Consider the following 21,541-nt stretch of genomic DNA (forward strand, 5'->3'; position numbering starts at 1 on the left):
GCAATGGAGCAGACCGTCCGCTCGGAAGCGGACGGTCCGCCTCATCATGCCCGCAACGGGATCACGAGGGTGTCAGGGGGGAGTCCTCCACGGTCCGCAGCGTCCCGTCCGGCCGTGCCTGCTCCAGCCGCAGCCGGGCCGAACGGCCGCGCAGTGTGAGGGTCATGAGCTGGTTGCCGAACCAGGGCCCGCCCGTTTTGCGCCACTTCACCGACGGGTCCGGGCAGCGGCCGTGCCGGGTCAGGCGGCGGCCGAGGCCGCGCGCGACCGCGCTCCAGCCGAAGCGGAAGCCGACGCGCATGTAGGAGGGTATGGAGTTGTGGACCGGGGAGCAGGTGAGCTGGAGGATCCGCGAGTCCGGAGGCCCGGCCGAACCTGAAGTCCCTTGACGGTCACGCCACTTGGGCTCCGCCACATACGCGTGATGCACGTCTCCCGACAGCACGAGCACCGACGCCGGAGCCCCGTCGCCGGTCCCGACCTCGGCGATCAGGTCCGCCAGCTGTTCGAAGGACTCCGGGAACGCCGCCCAGTGTTCGAGGTCGGCCGCCCGGCGCAGCTTCTCGCCGAACCGGGCCCAGCGGGCGCCCCGTTCGCCCCGGCTCAGGGCCGCGTCCCAGGCCTCGGCGTCGTGGACGAGGTGGGGCAGCAGCCAGGGCAGGGAGGTGCCGATGAGGAGGTGGTCGTAGGAGGCGCGGTCCTTGAGTGCCTCGGTGCGCAGCCACTCGGCCTCGCCGGGGTCGAGCATCGCGCGGTGCTGCTCGTCGAGGACGCGGGCCGCCCTGCTGTCCACCATCAGCAGCCGGACGCGGCCGAAGTCGCGGCGGTAGCTCCAGCGGACGGAGGCCGGGTCGGCGTCGGCGCGGGAGGCGAAGGCGCGGAGTTCGTCGGTGCCGTCGGGGGCGTCGCGGACCGCCGAGTAGAGGGGGTCGTCGGCGAGTTCGGCGGGGGAGAGGTTCCCGAGGTGCTGGTACACCCAGTACGACATCAGCCCGCTCAGCAGCCGCTCGCGCCACCACGGGGTGTCCCGCATGTCCGCGACCCAGGCGGCGGAGGTGTTCCAGTCGTCGATCACGTCGTGGTCGTCGAAGATCATGCACGACGGCACGGTGGAGAGCAGCCAGCGGATCTCCGGGTCGAGCCAGGACTCGTAGTAGAGGCGCGTGTACTCCTCGTAGTCCGCGACCTCGCTGCCCGGTGGCTCGCTCAGGTCGCGGCGGGCGGAGAGCCAGCGGCGGGTCGCCTCGGAGACCTCGTCGGCGTACACCTGGTCGCCCAACAGGACGAGTACGTCCGGCCGTTCGGACTCAGGCCGGCCGGCGATGCGCGAGGCCAGCGTGTCCAGGGCGTCCGGGCCGACCGGGTCGTGGGAGTCGGCGGCCGGCGCGGCCCAGCGGCAGGAGCCGAACGCGACGCGGACCGTACCGTCGGCGTCCGGGGTGTGGATCATCGACGGCGGGAACGACGAGTCGGGCAGCGGCCACACGTGCGCGCCGTCCAGGAACACGTCGTACGGCGTCGACGTCCCGGCCGTGAGGCCCTCCACCGGCACCAACGCGTAGTGGTGGCCCGCCACTTGGAAGGTACGGGCGGTGCCGCCCGCGCCGTCCGCGCAGCGCACCTCGGCCGTGCAGGGACGGCTCGCCTCGACCCAGACCGTCGCGGACGACCCGTCGGCGTAGCGAAGCAGTGGTCCAAGACTCAGTCCGGCCACAGGTGATCACCCTCCTCCGTCGCCCCGTACGGTACGGAACGACGGAGGTCAGTGGCCAGGCTCCGCGGATCACCGGTTGGCGGCGATCAGCAACTGGCGAGGTAGTTCGTCAGCGCGCTCTTCTCGGCGGAGTCGACCGACAGGTTGTAGTAGTACTTCACCTGCACCCAGGCGCGGACGTACGTGCAGCGGTACGAGGTCAGCGACGGCATCCAGGTGGCCGGGTCCTGGTCGCCCTTGGACTGGTTGACGTTGTCGGTGACCGCGAGGAGCTGCGGGCGGGTCACGTCGTTGGCGAAGGACTCGCGCTGGGCGGTGGTCCAGTTGCGGGCGCCGGAGTCCCAGGCCTCGGCCAGCGGCACGAGGTGGTCGATGTCGACGTCGGAGGCGGCGGTCCAGGTGGCGCCGTCGTAGGGGGAGTACCAGCTGCCGCTGGTCGCGGTGCAGGCGGAGTTGGTGACGACGTTCGTACCGTCGCGCTTGAGGATCCACTCGCGGGTGTTGCAGGTGCCGCTGATGGTGTCCCAGGTCGGGAACAGGTCGCGCGCGTACCCGGTCCTGACCTCGGTCGCCACGGTGAGGGACGCGAGGTAGGTACGGGCGGTGGCCGCGCTGACGGGCGTGGGGAGAGCGGCGGACGCGGTCGGGCTGTTGAACAGGGCGACGGAGGCTATGAGTCCGGTGAACGCCGCGAGTATGCTCAGCCGTCGACGCGCGTAGAACTTCGGCATACGAACTCCCTTGTGGTGTGGGGGTGTTGGAGTGCGAGCGAGGGAATGCTCGCGGTGCCGTGTTGCGGGGAGGTGTGCGTCGGGTAAGAAGCTAGTGACGTGTTCATGACACAACAAGGGGTGCGGCGAGACTTTCCTCACGGGCGGGGCCGCCCGGATCTCGCGTACAGTGGACGGCGCAGAAGGGGAGTAGCTCTTCGCCGGACCGTCGACATACTGCTCAGCTCGTTCTGAGCCGGCGCCCGGAGGCAGGTTCGTTCCACACAGGTGGGCGGACCGGCCAGCGAGACCTTCGGTAAGCAGTGCACTAGTCGTTTTTCGTGTGCGCTGCCGTGCCGAGGTGTCCGCGGACAGCGACGATTCTCTCGGTGGGGCGGCGACTCCGACCGATTGAGGAATTTTGATCAGCATCAGCGTGACGGCGCTCGTTTTCGGCGTCGTCTTTCTCGCCGAACTCCCCGACAAGACCGCGCTCGCCGGGCTCGTCCTCGGCACCCGTTACCGCGCCTCGTACGTCTTCGCCGGCGTCGCCGCCGCGTTCCTTCTGCATGTCGTGCTCGCGGTGGCCGCGGGCAGCGTACTGACGCTGCTGCCGCAGCAGTTGGTGGCCGCGGTGACCGGTGTGCTCTTCCTGGGCGGGGCCGCGGTGCTGCTCTTCAAGAAGGGTGATGACGACGAGGAGGTCCGCGCGCCGAAGGACCAGTCCTTCTGGCGGGTGTCCGGTGCCGGATTCATGCTCATCCTGATCGCCGAGTTCGGTGACCTGACGCAGATCATGACGGCGAACCTCGCGGCCCGTTACGACGACCCGTTCTCCGTCGGCCTCGGTGCGGTGCTGGCGCTGTGGGCGGTCGCGGGGCTGGGCATCGTGGGCGGAAAGGCGCTGATGAAGCGGGTGCCGCTGAAGCTGATCACGCAGATCGCGGCGGTGCTGATGCTGGCGCTGGGCGCGTGGAGTCTGTGGGAGGCCATCGCCGGGTGACGCCGTCGCGCACCGTTGCGTGACGGGACTCTCGCCCGGCGGGATGAGCTGAACGGTGAGTGAACTGTTCCCGGGGTGGTGGCGCGAGGGCGGTCCGGTTTTGTACCGTAGAGAAACAAAGTGGCTCCCGTCCGTTCTCCCTGACCGGCGGACGGGGCCGCCTTGTCCCTCCGGGGGTCATCCGCCGCGCCCCCTTCCGTACGTTCCTTGGAGCCTGCCGATGACGGCCACCACCGTGCTCACCGCCCGTGCCCTGCTGCTGGACATGGACGGCACCCTCGTCGACTCGCATGCCGTGGTCGAGCGGATCTGGCGGAACTGGGCCGACCGGCACGGGCTGGACGCGGACGAGGTCATGAAGGTCGTGCACGGGCGGCAGGGGTACGCGTCGATGGCGCTGCTGCTGCCCAACCGGCCCATGGAGCAGAACTACGCGGAGAACGCGCGGATGCTGGCCGAGGAGACCGCCGACGTCGAGGGTGTCGTCCCTGTTCCGGGTGCGGTGGAGTTTCTCGCCTCGTTGCGGGGGTTGCCGCATGCGCTCGTCACGTCGGCGGATGTCGCTCTCTCCACGGCGCGGATGGGGGCGGCCGGGCTTGAGCTGCCGTCGGTTCGTGTCACCGCCGAGTCCGTGGGGGCGAGCAAGCCGGATCCTGAGGGTTTCCTGAAGGGCGCCGCTGAACTGGGTGTCGAGCCCTCGGACTGTGTTGTCTTCGAGGACTCGGGGGCGGGGATCGCGGCGGGGCGCTCCGCGGGGATGCGGGTGGTGGGGGTTGGGCCGCAGGCCGGGTTCCATCGGGCGGATGTGGTGGTGCGGGATTTGCGTGAGGTGCGGGTTGAGGGGTTGGCGGGTGGGGGGATTCGGCTGCACGTTGGGTGACGGGCGGCGGTTGTGGGGGGCCTTGGGTTGTGTTGCGGGTGCTGCGGTGTGGGGGGCTGGTCGCGCAGTTCCCCGCGCCCCTTTAGGGGGTTGCCCTCGGCGGGGTTTCGCCTGCGGCCTGGGTCCCCGGGGCCGCAGCCCCCAAACCCTCCAGTTGGCGCCGCGTCACGGCTGGGTCGTTTCCGCTTCCAGCCTTGAGCGGGTTGTCGGGCCGTAGACGCCGAGGCCGTCGGAGGTGATGCCTCGGGCCAGTTGGTAGGTGCGGACCGACGTCTGGACCTGTTTGTCGAAGATGCCGTTGTCGGGGCCGGTGTAGAGCCTCAACTGGGTGAGGCGGAGCTGGAGTTCGGTCACCTCGGGGCCCTCGTCGCCGCGTTGGAGGACCGGGGCGGGGGCGCTGCTCTGGTGGTTGTTGGCCGCCGCTGTGGAGGCGGTGGCCGTGGGGGTCGGGGTCCGGCTCGGGTTCGCGGACTTCGAGGGTGTGGCCGAGGGGGTCGCGGACGCCGTCGGTGACGGGGTCTCGCTGAGTGACGGGGTCGGGGACGCCGTCGTCGGCTCCGCGGACGTGGAGCCGCTTGCGGACGGTGTCGCCGACGTCGTGTCCTCCGGCTCCGTCGGAACGCTCGCCCGTACGTCCTGAGGGGCCGCGTCGTCCCGGGACGGGGGTTCGTACGAGAAGAGGCCGCTGGCGAAGCCGGCCACCGCTGTCACCGCCACGACCGCTCCCGCGACGGCGAGCAGCTTGGTACGGCGGCGACGCGGGGTGTTCTGGTCGCCCTCGCCCATGGGCGCGCCCGGGGTCCAATCGCCGCCCTGGCCGCCCTCGCCGCTCCCGCCGTCCTCGAACAGGCTCAGGTCGGTCGCGTTCGGGGTGGTGTCGGAGGGGGGCCGCAGGGTGGGCAGGACTGACGTCTCCTGCTGAGGGGCGGATACGGGCGGCACCGCGCGCAGCAGCATGGTCTCCTCGACCGCGGGCAGCCGCTGGGTCTCACCCGCGTCACCCCCTGTGCCGGCCGCGCCCTCGGGCGCCCCCGGTGTCCCCGCCCCCGAAGGTCCCGCCTTCCCGTCCAGCTCCACGTACGGCCTGATCCGCAGCGGGTCGAAGTCCTCCGCCGCTGCCGCCTCCGCCGTGCGCGTGTCGCGGAGCGCGTCGGCCGCCTGCTGGGTGCAGGTGCACGACGGGGAGCCGTCGGCTGCCCGGGGTGCACCGCACTGCGGGCATATGTGGCCCTTCGCCTCGTTCACGTGTTCGTCCCTCCCCGTGGATCTCCAGAGGTTATGCGGATCTCCTTCACGCCGTCTCCTCGGACCCCCGGAATGAGAGCTTCCGGCCGGACTCGACAGGCCGTAACCGGCCATACCGATCACCATGGATGTGTAACGAGAGCCGCAGGAGGTCTTCATGGCCGGCGATGCGCACGGTATGACGGGGAATGTGCACGACGCGCAGCCACCGGAGGAGCCCCCGCAACGGGGCGGTTCCGCTCAGGAACACGTGTCCGGCAACGTCCTCGTCTCCATCGGGGCGCTGCTCCTCGGGCTGCTCCTCGCCGCCCTCGACCAGACCATCGTGTCGACCGCGCTGCCGACGATCGTCAGCGACCTCGGCGGGCTGGAACACCTCTCCTGGGTCGTCACCGCGTATCTGCTCGCCTCGACCGCCGCGACCCCGCTGTGGGGCAAGCTCGGCGACCAGTACGGACGGAAGCGGCTCTTCCAGATCGCGATCGTCATCTTCCTGATCGGGTCCGCGCTGTGCGGCGCGGCGCAGAACATGCCCCAGCTGATCGGCTTCCGGGCGCTGCAGGGCCTCGGCGGCGGCGGGCTGATCGTGCTGTCGATGGCGATCGTCGGCGATGTCGTCGCACCCCGTGAACGCGGGCGCTACCAGGGCCTGTTCGGGGCCGTGTTCGGCGCGACGAGCGTCCTCGGGCCGCTGCTCGGCGGGCTGTTCACCGAGCATCTGAGCTGGCGCTGGGTCTTCTACATCAACCTCCCCGTCGGTGTCGTCGCCCTCGCCGTCATCGCGACCGCGCTGCACATCCCGCGCAAGTCGACCCGGCACGTCATCGACTACCTCGGCACCTTCCTCATCGCCGCCGTCGCGACCTGCCTGGTCCTCGTCGCCTCGCTGGGCGGTACGACCTGGGGCTGGAGCTCGCCGCAGATCATCGGGCTCGCGGTGCTGGGCGTCGTGCTGATCGTGGCGTTCGTCGCCGTGGAGCGCCGGGCAGCCGAGCCCGTCCTGCCGCTCAAGCTGTTCCGGGTCCGCACCTTCACGCTCGCCGCCGTCATCAGCTTCATCGTCGGCTTCGCGATGTTCGGCGCGATGACCTACCTGCCGACGTTCCTCCAGGTCGTGCAGGGCATCACTCCGACCATGTCCGGTGTGCACATGCTGCCGATGGTGTTCGGCATGCTGATCTCGTCCACCACGTCCGGCCAGATCGTCAGCCGCACCGGCCGCTGGAAGGTGTTCCCCATCGCGGGCACCGGCGTCACCGCGCTCGGCCTGCTGCTGCTCCACCGGCTCGACGAGGGCAGTTCCACCGCCGAGATGAGCGCGTACTTCTTCGTCTTCGGGCTCGGACTCGGCCTGGTCATGCAGGTGTTGGTGCTGATCGTGCAGAACGCCGTCTCCTACGAGGACCTCGGCGTCGCCACCTCCGGCGCGACCTTCTTCCGCTCCATCGGGGCCTCGTTCGGCGTCGCCATCTTCGGCACGATCTTCGCGAGCCGCCTCGGCGACAAGCTCACCGACGCCCTCAAGGGCACCTCCCTCCCGCCCGGCGTCACCCCGGACGGGCTGGAGTCGGACCCGCGCGGAATCTCCCAACTCCCGCCCGCGGTACGCCCGGAGGCCCTGCACGCCTACGCCTCGTCCATCACCGACGTCTTCCTCTACGCCGCCCCCGTCGCCCTCGTCGGCTTCGTCCTGGCGTGGTTCCTCAAGGAGGACAAGCTGCGCGGCTCGGTCACGGCACCCGACGTCAGCGAGACCCTCGCGAGCAACCCCGTCCAGCGCTCCTCGTACGACGAGGTGTGCCGCGCGCTGTCCGTGCTCGGCACCCGGGAGGGCCGCCGCGAGATCTACCGCACCATCACCACCAAGGCGGGCTACGACCTTCAGCCGGCGGCGAGTTGGCTGCTGCTGCGCATCAAGCGGGACGGCTGGGCGGAGCCGGGTGTCCTCGCCGAACGCAGCACCGTCCCGCTGCCCGTGATCCTCGCCGCCGTCCGCCAGGTCGAGGAGCGCCGGCTGGCCGTACGCGAGGGCCTCGATCTCCAACTGACCGACCAGGGGCGGGAAGTGGCCGAGAAGCTGTCACTGGCCCGTGAGGAATCTCTCGCGGAGACCCTGGGCGACTGGTGGGGTCCGGAGCGGCCCACCGACCTGATCCAGCTCGTGAAGGAGCTGAACGGGGAGCTGTGCGGCTCGGACCGGGAGCAGCCGCACAACGGGGCGTCCACGGCCCTCAGTTGAGGCTTTTGCGGAACCAGTGCTCCGCGTACTGGTCGTCGTTGTGCCGCTCGGTCTCCGTGTAGCCGAGCCGGGCGTACAGCGCGCGTGCCTCCACCAGGTCGGTGCGGGTGTCGAGGATCATCACCTCGGCGCCCCGCGCGCGGGCGGCGTCCTCGGCGGCCTTCACCAGCCTCGGCGCGCCGCCCCGGCCGCGCATCCCCTCGTGGACGAAGACCCGCGTCAGCTCGGCGACCCCGTCCCCGAGCAGCCGTAGACCCGCGCTCCCGGCCGCTTCCCCGTCGTACCGGGCGACGAGCAACAGCCCGTCGGGCGGGGTGAGTTCGCTGCCGGTGGCGGCGGCGATCCCGCGTTCCAGTTCCTCGGGGTCCGTCCGCCGGTCCTCGTGCAGGAGGTACCAGCGGTCGCTGACCTCCGTGTAGTAGGCCCGCCAGAGTGCGGCGGCGGCCGGGGAGTCGACGGGTTCCGGGGCGATCGTCCAGTTCATGCGGGCATTGTCAGGAGACGGTGGGGATGCGGCGCAAGCGAATATGGGTGACCTCGGGGGAGTCGAGGACCTGGGCCTTGTGCCACTCGATCTGCGCGTCGCCGAGGTCGTCGAACAGCCGTCGCCCGCCGCACGCGAGGACCGGCACGACATGCAGCATGAGTTCGTCCAGCCACCCCGCGCGGATGAACTGCTGGGCCAGGTCGGCGCCTCCGGCCAGCGAGATGTCCTTGTCGCCGGCCGCCTCCCGGGCCAGCTCCAGTGCGCGGGCGGGGCCCTCGGTGACGAAGTGGTAGGTCGTGCCGCCCTTCTTCACCACCGACTCGCGTGCGTGGTGGGTGACGACGAACACCGGCGCGTGGAACGGCGGCTCGTCGCCCCACGGGACCTCCCCGGTGACGAACATGCCGTGCCCCATGACCACCGGCCCCAGCCGGTCGATCCACTCGGCGAGCAGCTCGTCGTCCGGGCCGCCCGCGCCGCCCTCCACGCCCTGCATCCGGCGGAAGCTCCGCAGCCCGAACACCCAGGAGTGCAGCCGCTCCCCGCCGATGCCCAGCGGATGCTCCGGCCCCGACTCAGGGCCCGCGATGTATCCGTCCAGCGACATGCCCAGCCGTGCGATGACCTCGGTCATGACAACCTCCTCGATCGGTTCCTACCCCTGCGTCGAACGGGGCGGGACGGAATCGACACACCGGCGCCACGAATTCCCCGAAGGTGTGGCAGCCGTTTGAAGGGGGCCTTTACGGCAACCCGGTAGGGGAACCGACCGACTACGAGAGCCGGTTGGGCGAGAACCCGGAAGGCACTCATGTCCACAGGCGTGATCATCGTTTTGATCGTGATCGTGGTCGGCGTGGTCGCTGCCGCGGCCGCCCTGGCGCTGCGTGCCCGAGGCGCTACCGGCGGCTCGGGCCTGAAGCGCCGCTTCGGGCCGGAGTACGAGCGGACCGTTGCCCGGCACAACGGCGACGCGAAGGCCGCCGAGCAGGAGCTCGGCGCGCGCGTCCAGGAGCACGGTTCGCTGCAGGAGAAGCCGCTGGAGCCCGCGGCCCGCGAGCAGTACCAGGCTCGCTGGGCCGCCGCCCAGGAGCGGTTCGTCGATTCGCCCCGCGAGGCCATGTCCGACGTCGACCAGCTGCTCGGCGAGGTCGCCGGAGCCCGGGGCTTCCCCGACGTCCAGGAGTACGAGAAGCAGTTCGACGCGCTCTCCGTGCACCACGCGGACCACGTCCACGGCTACCGACGCGTCCACCGCGTCGTGACCACGCGTGAGAACGGCACACCGGAGAGCCAGGCCGGGACCGAGGAGATGCGTGAGGCCATGCTCGAAGCCCGCGACCTCTTCGACGACCTGATGAACGACGACAACCGCAACGGCAGTGGCCACGGAGGCAGCGGCCGCCATTCGTTCGGCGCATTCAACAAGCAGGCAGTGAAGGGGAGTTGAGCTACATGTCCGATGCGATACGGCCGACCGGCGACTCGAACACCGAGCGCAAGGAGAATGAGCGCAGGGCAACCGACGCGAGCGCCGACAAGACCACCGAGCAGCGGGACGCCGAGAAGGCCTCGCGCGAGTCCGCCACCGGCACCACCGGCACTGGGACTACCGGCACGGGGACCACCACCGGCACGGGAACCACGGGTACCGGCACGGCCGGCACCGCCAGTACCAGGCCCTTCGACACCAAGTCCGGTGACAGGTCCGGTGACAGCAGGACCGCCGACGACAAGTCCGCGCTGAGGGGCACCGGCTCCGACAAGGAGAAGGCGACCCCCCTGGGCTCGGACCGCACCGACCGCTCGGACCGCACGGACCGCACGGACCGCACGGACCGTTCGGACCGCTCGGACCGCACGGACCGTTCGGACCGCGCCGCCGCGGCGACCGCGACGTCCGACCGGGCGATCCCGTCCCCGCGTGAGGGCGACCCGACGACGCCGTCCCGCGAGCGGACCCGCACCGAGCAGTCCACCCCGACCGTCCACGCCCCCGAGGCCGCCCCCGCGGTCGGCTCGGGCAACGGACGCCGTGTCCCGCAGGACGCCGAGAACGGCAGCCTGCTGCCGCACGACGAGAGCGACAAGTTCAGCCTGCGGCTCCAGCACGCGGTCACCGGGTTCGTGGACGAGCCCCGCTCCGCCGTCGAGGAGGCCGACCACGTCCTGGAAGAGGTCGCCGCCCGCTTCACGGAGGCCGTCACCAAGCGTCGCGCCACCCTGCACGGCTCCTGGGAGTCCAAGGGCTCGGACGGCGCGGACGACACCGAGCAACTCCGCCTGGCCCTGCGGGACTACCGCGAACTGACGGAGCGGCTTCTCCACATGTGACCTGCCGGGGCCGCCAGTTCAGCCCCGTCCGTCGACCGCCCGGCGCTCCCGCCACTCCCGCGCGACCTCTTCGACGTCGTACGGCTTCATCCCGAGCGGGGGTCCGGGCGGCGGCTTGAACATCATCTCGCGGATCTTCACGTTCACTTCGGTGATGATCTGCCGGGCGATCCGCTCCGAAGAGGCCGAGTACGCCGCAGCAAGGGCGTCCTCGGCCTCTTTGCGCAGTGCCAGCGTCGGCGGCAGCACGGAGATGCCCTCGCGGGCCATCTTCTGCTTGATCCACCACAGTTCGTCGTACGTCGTGTCGGCGCCGGACGGCAACGGCTTGCCCGCGCCCGGGAGATGGGCGAACTCTCCGGCCTGCTCGGCATCCCGGATCTGCTTGTCGACCCTCCCCCACTCTCAACTGCGTTCGAGCGGGGGGACCCCCATCTCGAAGGACACACCCGGTGGCTTTCGCTCGGTCATGACTTCATTGTGCCGGACGCGGTGGCGCCGGGCGATTTATCATGCGCCCGCTGCTGTAAGGACACTTCAAGGGGGAGCGCACGTGCTCGAACTCACCATGGCCTCGGTCTCCGGGACGGACGCGGGCGCGACCGCCGGCATGCTGATGGCCGACGCGCCCAGTGACCCGGGCGCGGTGCTGCGGGTGGGCCGGGACGAGTCGGTGTGCCGGCTGGTGACACCGGACGACTGGCTGTTCATCTCGCGGGTCCATCTGGAGTTCTTGTGCGGACCCGAGGGCGTCTGGCAGGTGAGCTGGCTGCGCGGCTCCCAGCCCGACCCGTCCTCCGAAGTACGCCTGATCGTCGGGGAGTACGCCCAGACGGTCGGCTACGGCGGAAGCGTGCCGTTGCCCCGGGGCGGCAGCGGCGAGATCGTCATCCAGGACCGCACCGGGCCGCGCAGCGTCAACGTCGGCTTCTATCACGAGAGTTGAGCTAGGCCAGCACGCGGGCCAGCGCGAACCCGTCGTAACCCTTCCGGCCCACCGTCTGGATCGCCGTGCCCGAGAGGCGCGCGTGCGAGCCGATCAGTTCGATCGCGGTGCGGGTGCCCTGGACGTCGGGCGAGGCGTTGTCCGGGTCGGCGACCCGGCCGCCGCGCACCACGTTGTCGACGATGATCAGGCTGCCGGGGCGGGTGAGCTTGAGGGCCCACTCGACGTAGTGCGGGTTGTTGCTCTTGTCGGCGTCGATGAACACCAGGTCGAAGGGGTCCTGGTGTTCGTCGACGAGGACGGGCAGCGACTCCAGGGCCGGGCCCACCCGCACCTCGACGATCTTGTCGAGGCCCGCGCGGGCGATGTTGCGGGTGGCGACCTCGGCGTGCTGCGCGCTGTACTCCAGCGTGACGACCCGGCCGTCGGCGGGCAGGGCACGGGCCAGCCAGATCGTGCTGTAGCCGCCGAGGGTGCCGATCTCCAGGACGCGGGTGGCGCCCTGGATCTGGGCGAGCAGGTGGAGCAGCTTGCCCTCGGCGGCGCTCACGGCGATCTCCGGGAGCCCGGCGGCCTCGCTGTCCCGCAGGGCCGCGGTCAGCACCTCGTCCTCGGGGGCGAGTTGGCCGATGAAGTAGTCGTCGACGTCGTCCCACAGCTGTGTCTCGCTCATGTGCTGGTGCCTTTCGTGCGTCCGATGACCGCGTCCGATGACCGCGTCCGGTGACGTGGGCCGACTACCCGCGTCGGCCACCCGAGTTAACTACCCGGCGCGCGCGTCGGAGGCGGGGGAAACGCCGGTGGCGGCGGGATCTCCGGCCGCCGGGTGCGTCGTACGGCGAGCAGGACGGCGGCCGTGACGAGCACCGCGAGGCCTCCCGCGACCGTCAGCAGCCAGGCCGGGACGCCCGCGATCTTCGTCAACCGGTCGTCGTAGATGACCTGTTGGAACATGGCGTCGGTCGCCGTGCGGCGCAGCAGGTGGTCGCCGGTGACGCGGGACGGGTCGGGGAACTCCTGGTTGACGGCGGTGAGGAACGGGGTGCCCTTGGCGAGCGCGGACAGCGGACCGGAGGCGGAGGGGACGCGGCCCGCGTAGGCGACCCGTGGCGGTTCGCCGCCGAGGCTGCCGCTCGGTTCCATGCGGTGCGCGGCGAGGATGTACAGGCCGAGGGACTGCGGGGTGCGGGCCAGGCGGGAAAGACGCATCGGGTAGACGGGGGACTCGGCCGCGAAGGTGAGGTGCAGCGGGTCCAGGGCGCCCTGGAGCGGGGTGCCGGCGGCCGCGGGGGCGAGGCGGACCGCGACGTACTCCCAGCGCTGGGAGACGTACGGCTGGAGGGACTGGTCAAGGCGGGACGGCAGAACGAACCCGTTCGTGTGCAACCAGTCACCCAGTGCGTTCGGATCGGTGGCCGTCAGCCGGGCCACGTCGAACGGGCCGAGGCGCTCACGGCCGATCACACCGACTCCGGGGGCCGCGGCGGCGCCGGGCGGGGCGCCGCCGCCCGTACGGCCGGAGACGAGCGGCCAGTCGCCGTCCTGGGGCCAGAAGTGGTGCCGGACGCGGTGCACGGGCGCGGTGACCGCGTTCAGCGCGTCGAAGAGCGCCGGATCGCCGAGCGTGACCGTCGCCCGGTGCGGGACCGGCATGATCCACGCGGCCCGCCGCGCGTCACCGGAGACGGTGAGCCGCATCACGATCTGCTCCTGGCGCCCGTCCCAGCGCACCACGGACACCTCGCGCCCCACCGCCACCTGCTGCGCGCCGCCCGGCACCAGGGCGCCGCAGCCGCACGCCCACGCCGGTGCCACCAGGGATCCGAGCTGCAGGGCGAACAAGGCCAGCACGACGGCCACTACGCGTGCCCGGGCCCGCCTCCGCGGTGAACCGATCATGTCGACAAGCTATCGGGGCCGGTCGGAAGCGCGCAGTTGTTTGCCGTGCCCAGGCAACCTCACGCCGACTATCGTCATCCGGACAAAAGGAGGGCGGCCGTCAGGTGAAGGGGGGGTTGCCTGCGTCTCTCCCGCAGGGGGTGCGAACCTCATAGGGTTCGCAGAGGGACATCCACGCGGCACACGCGTGGGACGACGGGGCGGGAGGCCTACGAGGCGTGGCGAACGTGGAGCACAGCGGGCGACCGGCGGGAGCCGCAGGACCGTTCGGGGCTACGGCCGCCGGCACGGCCAGGGCACGGCTGCGCGTGGCGCGCCTGGGCCTGTGGCTGGTCGCCGCGGTCCTCGCCGTACGGCAGGTGGCCGTCGTCCTCAGCACCCCGCAGGGGGACCGGCTGACGGACCTGGAGACCTGGGTCGGACCCAATGGCGTGCTGCATGTGAAGGGCTCGTTGTACGACTCGACGCAGTTCACCGGCACCCCCTTCGCCGGGCTCGTCCTCAAACCGCTCACCAGATCCGCCGAGCAGGCCCTCGGCTGGGGCTGGACCTTCGGCACGCTGCTGCTGGTCGTCGCGCTCGGCCTGGTCGTCTCGCGCGCCCTGCCGCAGCCCGTCACCCGCCGTGCCTCGCTGCTCGCCGCGCCCGTCGCGATCAGCCTGCTCATGCTGTCGCTGCCGGTGCGCAACACGCTGTGGCTCGGCCAGACCAGCATCATCCCGGTCCTGCTCGTGCTGCTCGGCTGCTTCACCGTGCGCGGTGAGCGGGCCAGCGGCGTGCTGATCGGGCTCGCCGCCGCGCTCCAGCCCACGGTGCTGCTGTTCGCGCCGCTGCTGTGGTTCACCGGCCGCCGCCGGGCCGCCGTCACCTCCGCGGTCACGTTCGCCGCGAGCGTGGCGGTCGCGTGGGCCGCGATGCCGCACGACTCGTACACGTACTGGGTGCACCACATGGCGGGCGCGGGCCTCGGCGGCGCGGCCGACGGGCTCGGCAACCAGTCGCTGCACGGCGCGCTGCTGCGGCTCGGACTCACCGGCCCGCTGGAGATCGGCGTGTTCCTCGCGCTGGGCGCGGCCGTCACGTACCTGGGCCTGCGCCGGGCCGTGCGGTACGCCCGCGACGGGCAGCTGCTGCTCGCGGTCGCGATCACGGGCTGCGCGGCGATCGCCGTGTCGCCGACGACCTGGCAGCACCAGCTCCTGTGGGTGCTGCTCGCGGTGGTCGGCCGGGTCGGCAGGCGGGCCTCGGACCGGTTCGTGTGGCCGGTCGCGGTGATCCTCGTGGTCACGCTGCCCGCGAAGATGATGCTGCCGAACATGCCGGCGATGTACCCGATCCGGGACAACGTCGTCCTGCTCGCGGCCCTCGCCGCAGCGACGGCGGTCCCGTTCCTGTCGCGCACGTCGGAGTACTACCGCCGCCCGATCCCCACGGAGTACGCCGAGCCGGTCCCGACGCGCTGGAAGCACGTGCCGCTGCTGCCGTTCCTGCGCCGCGTCCTGACCCGCCCGAACCTCCTCCTCGAACTCCTCCTGATCCGCGTCACGTACGCGGCCTACCAGCAGGTCCGCCTCGCGGCGACGGGCGGCACCAACTCGGGCGGCCGGGCCACGGCGGAGCACCACGGGCACGAGATCCTGTCGATCGAGCGGTTCCTGCACATCGACATCGAGCACGCGGTCAACCACTGGGTCGTGAAGGTCGACTTCCTCAAGAACTTCTTCAACTTCTACTACGAGTCGTTCCACTTCGTGGTCCCGCTGACGGTGATGGCGGTCCTGTACTGGCGCCGCCCGGTCGACTACCGCTGGGCCCGCTCGGCGCTCGGCTTCGCCACGCTGCTGGCCCTGGTCGGCTTCTGGCTCTACCCGCTGGCCCCGCCGCGTCTGCTCCCCGGCCTCGGCATCATCGACACGGTGCACGGCGTCCAGGACTTCTCCAAGCCGGACTACGGCACGCTCACGGCCCTCACCAACCAGTACGCGGCGATGCCGTCCCTGCACTTCGGCTGGTCCCTGTGGTGCGGTGTCGTGATCTTCGCCCTGGCTCCCAAGTGGTGGATGAAGGCCCTCGGCCTCCTGCACCCGTTCTTCACCGTCACCGCGATCGTCGCGACGGGCAACCACTGGGTCCTGGACGCGGTGGGCGGCGCCGCGGTCGTGACGGCGGGCTTCGGCCTGGCGTACCTCTTCCAGGGACCGCGGGCCAGATCGCTGGCCCGACCGGCGGAGAACAGGACGGAGTCGGAACCGGCATCCGATACGACGGGAAGTCCCGTCCGGAGCTGAGTTCCGTCCCGGCAGACGAAGCGCCCCGGTCCGTGACACTGGACCGGGGCGCTCGCCGTTTCCGGGATGCGGCTCAGGCGACCGCCCTCGCCGCGTCCAGGATGAGGTCGGCGACGATCTTCGGGTGGCTGAGCATCGCCACGTGGGAGGAGCGGGGGACCTCGACGATCTTGCGGGCGTTCGCGCGCTGGTACATCCAGCGCTCGCAGGCCGGCGGGATCGCCTTGTCGCGGCCGGCGACCAGGCCCCAGACCGGGATGGTCTTCCAGGCGGCGGCGGTGGTCGGGAAGACGAACGAGTCGGCGTCGAAGGGCCGTTGGGTGGCCTGGAGGACGCGGAAGTCGGCGGTGGAGATGTCCGCGGCGAACGCGGCCTGGCCGTCCTTGCTCAGATACAGGTCGGTTCCGGTGGTGCCGTCGGCCTTCGTGTACGGCACGGGCACGCTGACCGGCTGGACCTCGCTGCCGGGGAACTTGGTGATCAACTCGCCCTGGGTCTCGCCGACTTCGGGCACGAAGGCGGCGATGTAGACGAGCGCCTTGACGTTGGCCTTCCCGGCGGCGGCGTTCGTGATGACCGTGCCGCCCATGGAGTGGGCGACCAGGACGACCGGGCCGCTGATGGAGTCCAGCAGGCTCGCGATGTACGGGGCGTCGGTCGGGATGCCTCTCAGCGGGTTCGACCCGGCGACGGTCGTGTAGCCCTTGTCCTGCAGCTCGCCGATGGTGGCGTTCCAGCAGGACGAGTCGGCGTAACCGCCGTGCACCAGCACGATCGTGGGCTTCACCTTCGACCTCTCCTCACCGGCACCGGCCGGGGCCGTCGCCGCGCTCGCGCCGCCCTCGGCCCCGGCGACCAGCGCCGCGGACCCGGCCAGGGCGGCTCCGGCGGCCAGGACCCGGCGGCGGGAAACATCGGTACTCATGGGACTCCTCAGGTAAGGGCGGTGCGGGATGACTCGGACCCTAGGAGGAGCGCCGGGCGGCGGCATCGTTCAAGTGACCTAACTCCTCGGTTCCGAACTCCTCAGTTCCGAGCCGGAGTTCGCGAGCACTCGAACCACACGGCCTTCCCGCCCCCGGCCGCCCGGGTGACCCCCCACTTGTCCGTCACCGCGTCCAGCAGCACCAGTCCGCGCCCGGTCTCCGACTCGGCGTCGAACTCCTCGTGCAGGTCCGGGAGTTGGCAGGAGCTGTCGCTCACCTCGACGCGTACGCCGGCCGGCTGGCGCAGCAGGAACAGTCCGCAGCGCCGGTCCGGAACGTGCCGTACGACATTGGCGATCAGCTCCGTGATGGCGAGCTCGACGGCATCGGACAGCTCCGGCATCCCCCACTCCAGCAGGAACGAGCGGACGATGCGGCGGATGTGCCGGGCCGAGTGGTCACCCACGGCGATGTGCATGACGTACTGCTGGCGGTGCGGAAAGGCCAGCATGGCGGGGGGAATTGGTTCGTTCACATTACGAGCGTGATGTTCCGCGACTACCCTCGGCAACAGTACGAATACAACCCGTTCACGGGTGGACAACGTCGGGAGGCAGGGGGCACCGCATGCACATCACCACCCTTGATCCGGGGGCTTCGGCGCTGGACTACTACGGCTACGAACTCCGCCGCTATCGGGAGGCGGCCGGCCTCACCCAACGCCAACTCGGCGTCGCCATCAACTACACCGGGTCGATGATCGGCCAGATCGAGACGGCGAAGAAGTTGCCGACGCTGGAGTTCAGCAGAGCGGTTGACGCTGCGCTGAACACGGGTGGGTTGCTGACCCGGTTGCTGGATCTCGTGCTGCGCAGTCAACTGCCCTCGTGGTTCCAGCAGGTGGCCGAGATGGAGGCAAGGGCGGCAGAGATCTGCACCTTCCAGACGCAGATGGTGCACGGTCTCTTCCAGACCGAGGCCTACGCCAGCGCCACCCTCGCCACGATGGACGAGACCGACCTGGAAGACCGCACCGCCGTACGACTGGCGCGTCAGCGCATCCTGAAGAAGGAGCATCCGCCGGTCGCGTGGATGATCCTCAGCGAGTCCGCGCTGTACCAGGAGATCGGCGGACCCAAGGTCATGCACGGTCAACTGGCTCATCTGTTGTCGTTCGAGAACAACCCTCGGATCAACATTCAGATCTTGCCGTTCGCGGCAGGGGCGCACGCCGGGCTGACAGGCTCATTCACCCTCTTCCGCTTCGACAACGATCCCACCATCAGCTACACCGAGGGCTACGGAAGCGGGCATCCAACCGCCAACCCGGACACCGTCAAGGACTGCTTGCTCCGTTACGATCATCTGCAGGCTGCCGCTCTCTCCATTAAGGACTCGGCGGAGCTGATCCGGCGCGTGATGGAGGAACGTTATGGGGAACAACGCGATGCCGAAGGCGACTCAGTGGCGGAAGTCGAGCTACAGCAGTGACCAGGGTGGCGAGTGCATAGAGATCGCCGAACTCCCTTGCCCCACCGCCCCCCTCACCCCCGCCCTCGCCATCCGGGACTCCAAGACCCCGGCGGGGCCGATCCTCACTCTCGGCCCCGCCGCGTTCACGAGCTTCGTCGACTGGGCTGCTACGACTGCTGGTTGACCTCGAAGTAGTAGTCGTGGTCGAGGTCGGCGAGCAGACCGATCCGGCTCGGCGCCCAGCCGAACCGCTCGCGGGTCAGGACGCTCGTGCCGACCAGGTCGGACGAGTAGAAGTGGCCCAGCCAGCCGAAGTGGGCCCCGGCCTCCTCGACCGGCACGCTCTTCACCGGCAGGTCGAGACGCCTGCCGATGACCTCGGCGATCTCCCGTACGGGCACGCCCTCGTCGTCCACCGCGTGCAGGACCGTGCCCGCGGGGGCGTTCTCCAGGGCCAGCCGGAAGAGGACCGCCGCGTCGTCGCGGTGGACGGCGGCCCAGCGGTTCGTGCCCTCGCCGGGGTACGCGGAGACGCCCTTGGCGCGGGCGATGTCGATCACGCCGGGGACGAACGCGTGATCGCCCTCGCCGTGCACCTGCGGCAGCCGTATCACCGACGAACGGACGCCCCGCGCCGCCGCCGACAGGGTGGTCACCTCGGCGGGGAGGCGGACCAGGTCGGGACGCTCGGCGGGGTCGGGGACGTCGTCCTCGGTCTTGCCGTGGCTCATGACCGAGCTGATGACGAGGGGACGGTCCGAGCCCGCGAGGGTCTCGGTGAGGGCCTTCACCGCGCTCAGGTCGATCGCGACGCACGCGGCGTAGTTCGAGAAGTCGTGGATGAAACCGGTGTGGATCACCCCGTCGGACGCCGCCGCGCCCGCGCGGAGGGCGTCGAGGTCCTCCAGCGAACCCCGGTGCACCTCCGCCCCGGTCGCGGCGAGCCGATCGGCTGATGCATCGGAACGAGCCAGGCCCAGCACTTCGTGGCCGTTGGCGAGCAGCTCGCGGACGACCGCGCTGCCGACGAATCCGGTCGCTCCGGTGACGAAAACACGCATGACGAAATCACCCCAGGTGGGTTCGGAAGTGGTGTGCCTCCAGCGTGCGCCCCTGGGACCCCGCCCGTCCAAGACGGACTCCGGAAGACGTGATTCATTTCCGGTATCAATGCAGCTCGCGCCGTCGTACAGTCGAAAGATGACCGACATGGACCTGCGCCTGGTGCGCTGCTTCACCGTCGTCGCCGAGGAACTGCACTTCGGCCGGGCGGCGGCCGTGCTCCACCTCGCCCAGCCCTCGCTGAGCCGTCATGTGCGGCGGCTGGAGGGGGAGTTGGGAGTGCGGCTCTTCGACCGGACCGCGCAGGGCACCCAACTCACCGAAGCGGGGCGGGCGTTCCTGCCCCGGGCTCAGGAGCTGCTGCGGTCGGCGGAGGAGGCGACCGCCGTGGCGCGGGCGGTCGGGCGGCCCAGCCGGATCGTCATCGGGTTCATGACCGGGCTCATCATCACCCCGGCGGTGCGTGCCCTGCGCGTCCGCCACCCGGAGGCCGACGTGCACAGCCGCTTCCTCGGCTGGGGCGAGCTGCCGTCCGCCCTGCTGGAGCACCGGGTCGACGTGGTGGTGGGCCGACTCCCCTTCGCCACCGAGGGGTTGAGCGTCAGCGTCCTCTGCGAGGAGCCCCGGATGCTGCTGATGCCGGTCGGCCACCGGCTGGCCGGCAAGGAGTACGTCAGTATCGACGACATCGCCGACGAGCCCGTACCCCGTTTCCCCGACGAGGAGTTCAACGCGTTCTGGCGCGTGGACCCCCGCCCGGACGGCCGCCCCGCGCCGGACGGGCCGTTCGTCCGCGAGCTGGAGGACAAGCTCGAGGCCATCGCGGCGGGCGAGGCGGTGGCGATGGTTCCGGCGGGCGCCGTCAGAAAGGGCCTGCGGCTCGATCTGACGACGGTCCCGATCGAGGGCGTGGCCCCCGTCCCGGTCGTGCTGGCCGCCCGTGCGGGCGAGGAGAGCCGCCCGCTCCTCGCGGACTTCCGTGCCTGCGCCGAGGAGCATCTGCACCCCGACAACTGGCTCGCTACAGACGCTGGATGATCGTGCCCGTCGCCAGCGCCCCGCCCGCGCACATCGTGATCAGCGCGAACTCCTTGTCGGAGCGCTCCAGTTCATGAAGCGCCGTGGTGATCAGCCGCGCTCCCGTCGCCCCGACCGGATGGCCGAGCGCGATCGCACCGCCGTTCACGTTGACCTTCTCCAGGTCCTGGCCGAAGACCTGCGCCCAGCTCAACACCACTGACGCGAACGCCTCGTTGATCTCGACGATGTCGATGTCCTTGAGCGTCATGCCCGCCTTGCCGAGCACGGCCCGCGTCGCGTCGATCGGCCCGTCCAGGTGGTAGTGCGGGTCCGATCCGACCAGCGCCTGAGCGACGATCCGGGCCCGGGGCCGCAGTTTCAGCGCCCGCGCCATCCGCTTCGACGCCCACATGATCGCCGAGGCGCCGTCGCTGATCTGCGAGGAGTTGCCCGCCGTGTGCACGGCGGTCGGCATGACCGGCTTCAGCCGCGCCAGCGCGTCCATGGACGTGTCGCGCAGGCCCTCGTCCCGGTCGACGAGCCGCCACATGCCGTGGCCCGCGCGCTGCTCGTCCTCCGTCGTCGGCACCTGGACGGCGAACGTCTCCTTCTTGAACCGCTCCTCGGACCAGGCGATCGCCGCCCGCTCCTGCGAGATCAAGCCGAGCGAGTCGACGTTCTCGCGGGTCAACTCCCGGTTCCGCGCGATCCGTTCGGCGGCCTCGAACTGGTTCGGCAGATCCACGTTCCACTCGTCCGGGAACGGTTTCCCCGGCCCGTGCTTCGACCCCGACCCCAGCGGCACCCGCGACATCGCCTCGACACCGCAGCTGATCCCGACGTCGATGACACCGGCCGCGATCATGTTGGCGGTCATGTGCGAGGCCTGCTGCGAGGAGCCGCACTGACAGTCGACGGTCGTCGCCGCGGTCTCGTAGGGCAGGCCCATCGTCAGCCAGGCCGTGCGCGCGGGGTTCATGGACTGCTCGCCGGCGTGGGTCACCGTGCCGCCGACGATCTGCTCGACGCAGTCGGCGTGGATGCCGGTGCGGCCCAGCAGTTCACGGTAGGTCTCGCCCAGGAGATAGGCGGGATGGAGGTTGGCGAGCGCTCCGCCGCGCTTGCCGATGGGGGTGCGTACGGCTTCCACGATGACGGGTTCCGCGACCATGGGACACGTCCTCTCCTCGTACACCGCGCGGCGCGGGCGTCCCGGCCACCCGCCACGCAGAACTAGTACGCGTTCTAGTTCTGTGTGCAGTCTGCTGACAGGCTGTCCACAACCGCAAGGGGCGTGCAGGGAATTCGGGTCGCC

Annotated in this window: 22 protein-coding genes; 10 read left to right on the forward strand and 12 right to left on the reverse strand. The window is 70.7% G+C overall.

Annotation, left to right across the window (positions count from 1 at the left end):
• Positions 1-61: 61 nt before the first annotated feature.
• Together OHT77_RS31035 and OHT77_RS31040 are read right to left on the reverse strand one after the other, a co-directional pair.
• Positions 62-1,714: an alkaline phosphatase D family protein gene (locus OHT77_RS31035; protein ID WP_328831705.1), complete on the reverse strand. Its 1,653-nt coding sequence runs from the start codon at positions 1,712-1,714 to the stop codon at positions 62-64.
• 86 nt (positions 1,715-1,800) lie between these two features.
• Positions 1,801-2,445, reverse strand: a complete 645-nt coding sequence (locus OHT77_RS31040; RefSeq protein WP_328831706.1) for an HNH endonuclease family protein — start codon at positions 2,443-2,445, stop codon at positions 1,801-1,803.
• Positions 2,446-2,845: 400 nt separating this feature from the next.
• Here OHT77_RS31040 and OHT77_RS31045 point away from each other — a divergent pair, with 400 nt between their 5' ends.
• Together OHT77_RS31045 and OHT77_RS31050 are read left to right on the forward strand one after the other, a co-directional pair.
• Positions 2,846-3,427, forward strand: coding sequence for a TMEM165/GDT1 family protein (locus tag OHT77_RS31045; protein WP_328831707.1), 582 nt, complete (start codon positions 2,846-2,848; stop codon positions 3,425-3,427).
• 220 nt (positions 3,428-3,647) lie between these two features.
• Positions 3,648-4,307 carry an HAD family hydrolase gene (locus OHT77_RS31050; RefSeq protein ID WP_328831709.1) on the forward strand — a complete coding sequence of 220 codons (660 nt, stop codon included), beginning with the start codon at positions 3,648-3,650 and terminating at the stop codon, positions 4,305-4,307.
• A 165-nt stretch (positions 4,308-4,472) separates the two neighbouring features.
• On the opposite strand, the gene OHT77_RS31055 is transcribed toward OHT77_RS31050, so the two are convergent.
• The gene (locus OHT77_RS31055; protein ID WP_328831710.1) at positions 4,473-5,552 is read right to left on the reverse strand and encodes a peptidoglycan-binding domain-containing protein; all 1,080 of its coding nucleotides are present in this window, start codon (positions 5,550-5,552) and stop codon (positions 4,473-4,475) included.
• A 157-nt stretch (positions 5,553-5,709) separates the two neighbouring features.
• Here OHT77_RS31055 and OHT77_RS31060 point away from each other — a divergent pair, with 157 nt between their 5' ends.
• A complete protein-coding gene (locus tag OHT77_RS31060; RefSeq protein ID WP_328831711.1) occupies positions 5,710-7,791 on the forward strand; it encodes an MDR family MFS transporter in 2,082 nt (693 codons plus the stop codon).
• Here OHT77_RS31060 and OHT77_RS31065 read toward each other — a convergent pair.
• A complete protein-coding gene (locus OHT77_RS31065) occupies positions 7,784-8,275 on the reverse strand; it encodes a GNAT family N-acetyltransferase (protein WP_328831713.1) in 492 nt (163 codons plus the stop codon). The genes OHT77_RS31060 and OHT77_RS31065 overlap by 8 nt on opposite strands.
• Before the next feature lie 10 nt (positions 8,276-8,285).
• On the reverse strand, positions 8,286-8,912 hold the full coding sequence (locus tag OHT77_RS31070) for a dihydrofolate reductase family protein (RefSeq protein WP_328831715.1): 627 nt from the start codon (positions 8,910-8,912) through the stop codon (positions 8,286-8,288).
• 177 nt (positions 8,913-9,089) lie between these two features.
• Here OHT77_RS31070 and OHT77_RS31075 point away from each other — a divergent pair, with 177 nt between their 5' ends.
• A complete protein-coding gene (locus tag OHT77_RS31075) occupies positions 9,090-9,728 on the forward strand; it encodes a hypothetical protein (RefSeq protein WP_328831717.1) in 639 nt (212 codons plus the stop codon).
• Positions 9,729-9,733: 5 nt separating this feature from the next.
• Entirely contained in the window at positions 9,734-10,612 is an 879-nt protein-coding gene (locus tag OHT77_RS45070; protein ID WP_443048164.1) for a hypothetical protein, read from the forward strand.
• Positions 10,613-10,630: 18 nt separating this feature from the next.
• Here the strand turns inward: OHT77_RS45070 and OHT77_RS31085 are convergent, their stop codons facing one another.
• Positions 10,631-10,993, reverse strand: coding sequence for a J-domain-containing protein (locus OHT77_RS31085; RefSeq protein ID WP_328834398.1), 363 nt, complete (start codon positions 10,991-10,993; stop codon positions 10,631-10,633).
• Positions 10,994-11,165: 172 nt separating this feature from the next.
• Between OHT77_RS31085 and OHT77_RS31090 the strand changes: the two genes are divergently transcribed.
• Positions 11,166-11,558: a hypothetical protein gene (locus OHT77_RS31090; protein WP_328831718.1), complete on the forward strand. Its 393-nt coding sequence runs from the start codon at positions 11,166-11,168 to the stop codon at positions 11,556-11,558.
• Between the two features lies 1 nt (position 11,559).
• On the opposite strand, the gene OHT77_RS31095 is transcribed toward OHT77_RS31090, so the two are convergent.
• On the reverse strand, positions 11,560-12,231 hold the full coding sequence (locus tag OHT77_RS31095) for an O-methyltransferase (protein WP_328831719.1): 672 nt from the start codon (positions 12,229-12,231) through the stop codon (positions 11,560-11,562).
• Between the two features lie 86 nt (positions 12,232-12,317).
• Positions 12,318-13,457 carry a DUF2330 domain-containing protein gene (locus tag OHT77_RS31100; protein WP_328831720.1) on the reverse strand — a complete coding sequence of 380 codons (1,140 nt, stop codon included), beginning with the start codon at positions 13,455-13,457 and terminating at the stop codon, positions 12,318-12,320.
• Positions 13,458-13,675: 218 nt separating this feature from the next.
• On the opposite strand from OHT77_RS31100, the gene OHT77_RS31105 reads away from it, so the two are divergent.
• Complete coding sequence (locus OHT77_RS31105; RefSeq protein WP_328831721.1) at positions 13,676-15,745, forward strand: bifunctional glycosyltransferase 87/phosphatase PAP2 family protein; 2,070 nt, start codon at positions 13,676-13,678, stop codon at positions 15,743-15,745.
• Between the two features lie 73 nt (positions 15,746-15,818).
• On the opposite strand, the gene OHT77_RS31110 is transcribed toward OHT77_RS31105, so the two are convergent.
• Positions 15,819-16,670, reverse strand: coding sequence for an alpha/beta fold hydrolase (locus OHT77_RS31110; RefSeq protein WP_328831722.1), 852 nt, complete (start codon positions 16,668-16,670; stop codon positions 15,819-15,821).
• Between the two features lie 101 nt (positions 16,671-16,771).
• A complete protein-coding gene (locus OHT77_RS31115; RefSeq protein ID WP_401319793.1) occupies positions 16,772-17,206 on the reverse strand; it encodes an ATP-binding protein in 435 nt (144 codons plus the stop codon).
• A 92-nt stretch (positions 17,207-17,298) separates the two neighbouring features.
• Between OHT77_RS31115 and OHT77_RS31120 the strand changes: the two genes are divergently transcribed.
• A complete protein-coding gene (locus OHT77_RS31120; protein WP_328831723.1) occupies positions 17,299-18,162 on the forward strand; it encodes a helix-turn-helix domain-containing protein in 864 nt (287 codons plus the stop codon).
• Positions 18,119-18,328, forward strand: coding sequence for a DUF397 domain-containing protein (locus OHT77_RS31125; RefSeq protein WP_328831724.1), 210 nt, complete (start codon positions 18,119-18,121; stop codon positions 18,326-18,328). Before OHT77_RS31120 ends, OHT77_RS31125 begins: the two co-directional genes overlap by 44 nt.
• On the opposite strand, the gene OHT77_RS31130 is transcribed toward OHT77_RS31125, so the two are convergent.
• Positions 18,312-19,205, reverse strand: a complete 894-nt coding sequence (locus OHT77_RS31130) for an SDR family oxidoreductase (protein ID WP_328831725.1) — start codon at positions 19,203-19,205, stop codon at positions 18,312-18,314. The two genes, OHT77_RS31125 and OHT77_RS31130, sit on opposite strands and share 17 nt — an antisense overlap.
• Before the next feature lie 139 nt (positions 19,206-19,344).
• Here OHT77_RS31130 and OHT77_RS31135 point away from each other — a divergent pair, with 139 nt between their 5' ends.
• Positions 19,345-20,244 carry a LysR family transcriptional regulator gene (locus tag OHT77_RS31135; protein WP_328831726.1) on the forward strand — a complete coding sequence of 300 codons (900 nt, stop codon included), beginning with the start codon at positions 19,345-19,347 and terminating at the stop codon, positions 20,242-20,244.
• Here the strand turns inward: OHT77_RS31135 and OHT77_RS31140 are convergent.
• Complete coding sequence (locus OHT77_RS31140) at positions 20,228-21,397, reverse strand: steroid 3-ketoacyl-CoA thiolase (RefSeq protein ID WP_266768196.1); 1,170 nt, start codon at positions 21,395-21,397, stop codon at positions 20,228-20,230. The genes OHT77_RS31135 and OHT77_RS31140 overlap by 17 nt on opposite strands.
• Positions 21,398-21,541 lie beyond the last annotated feature (144 nt).

Origin of the sequence: Streptomyces sp. NBC_00252, assembly GCF_036187565.1 — a bacterium.
Taxonomy (GTDB): domain Bacteria; phylum Actinomycetota; class Actinomycetes; order Streptomycetales; family Streptomycetaceae; genus Streptomyces.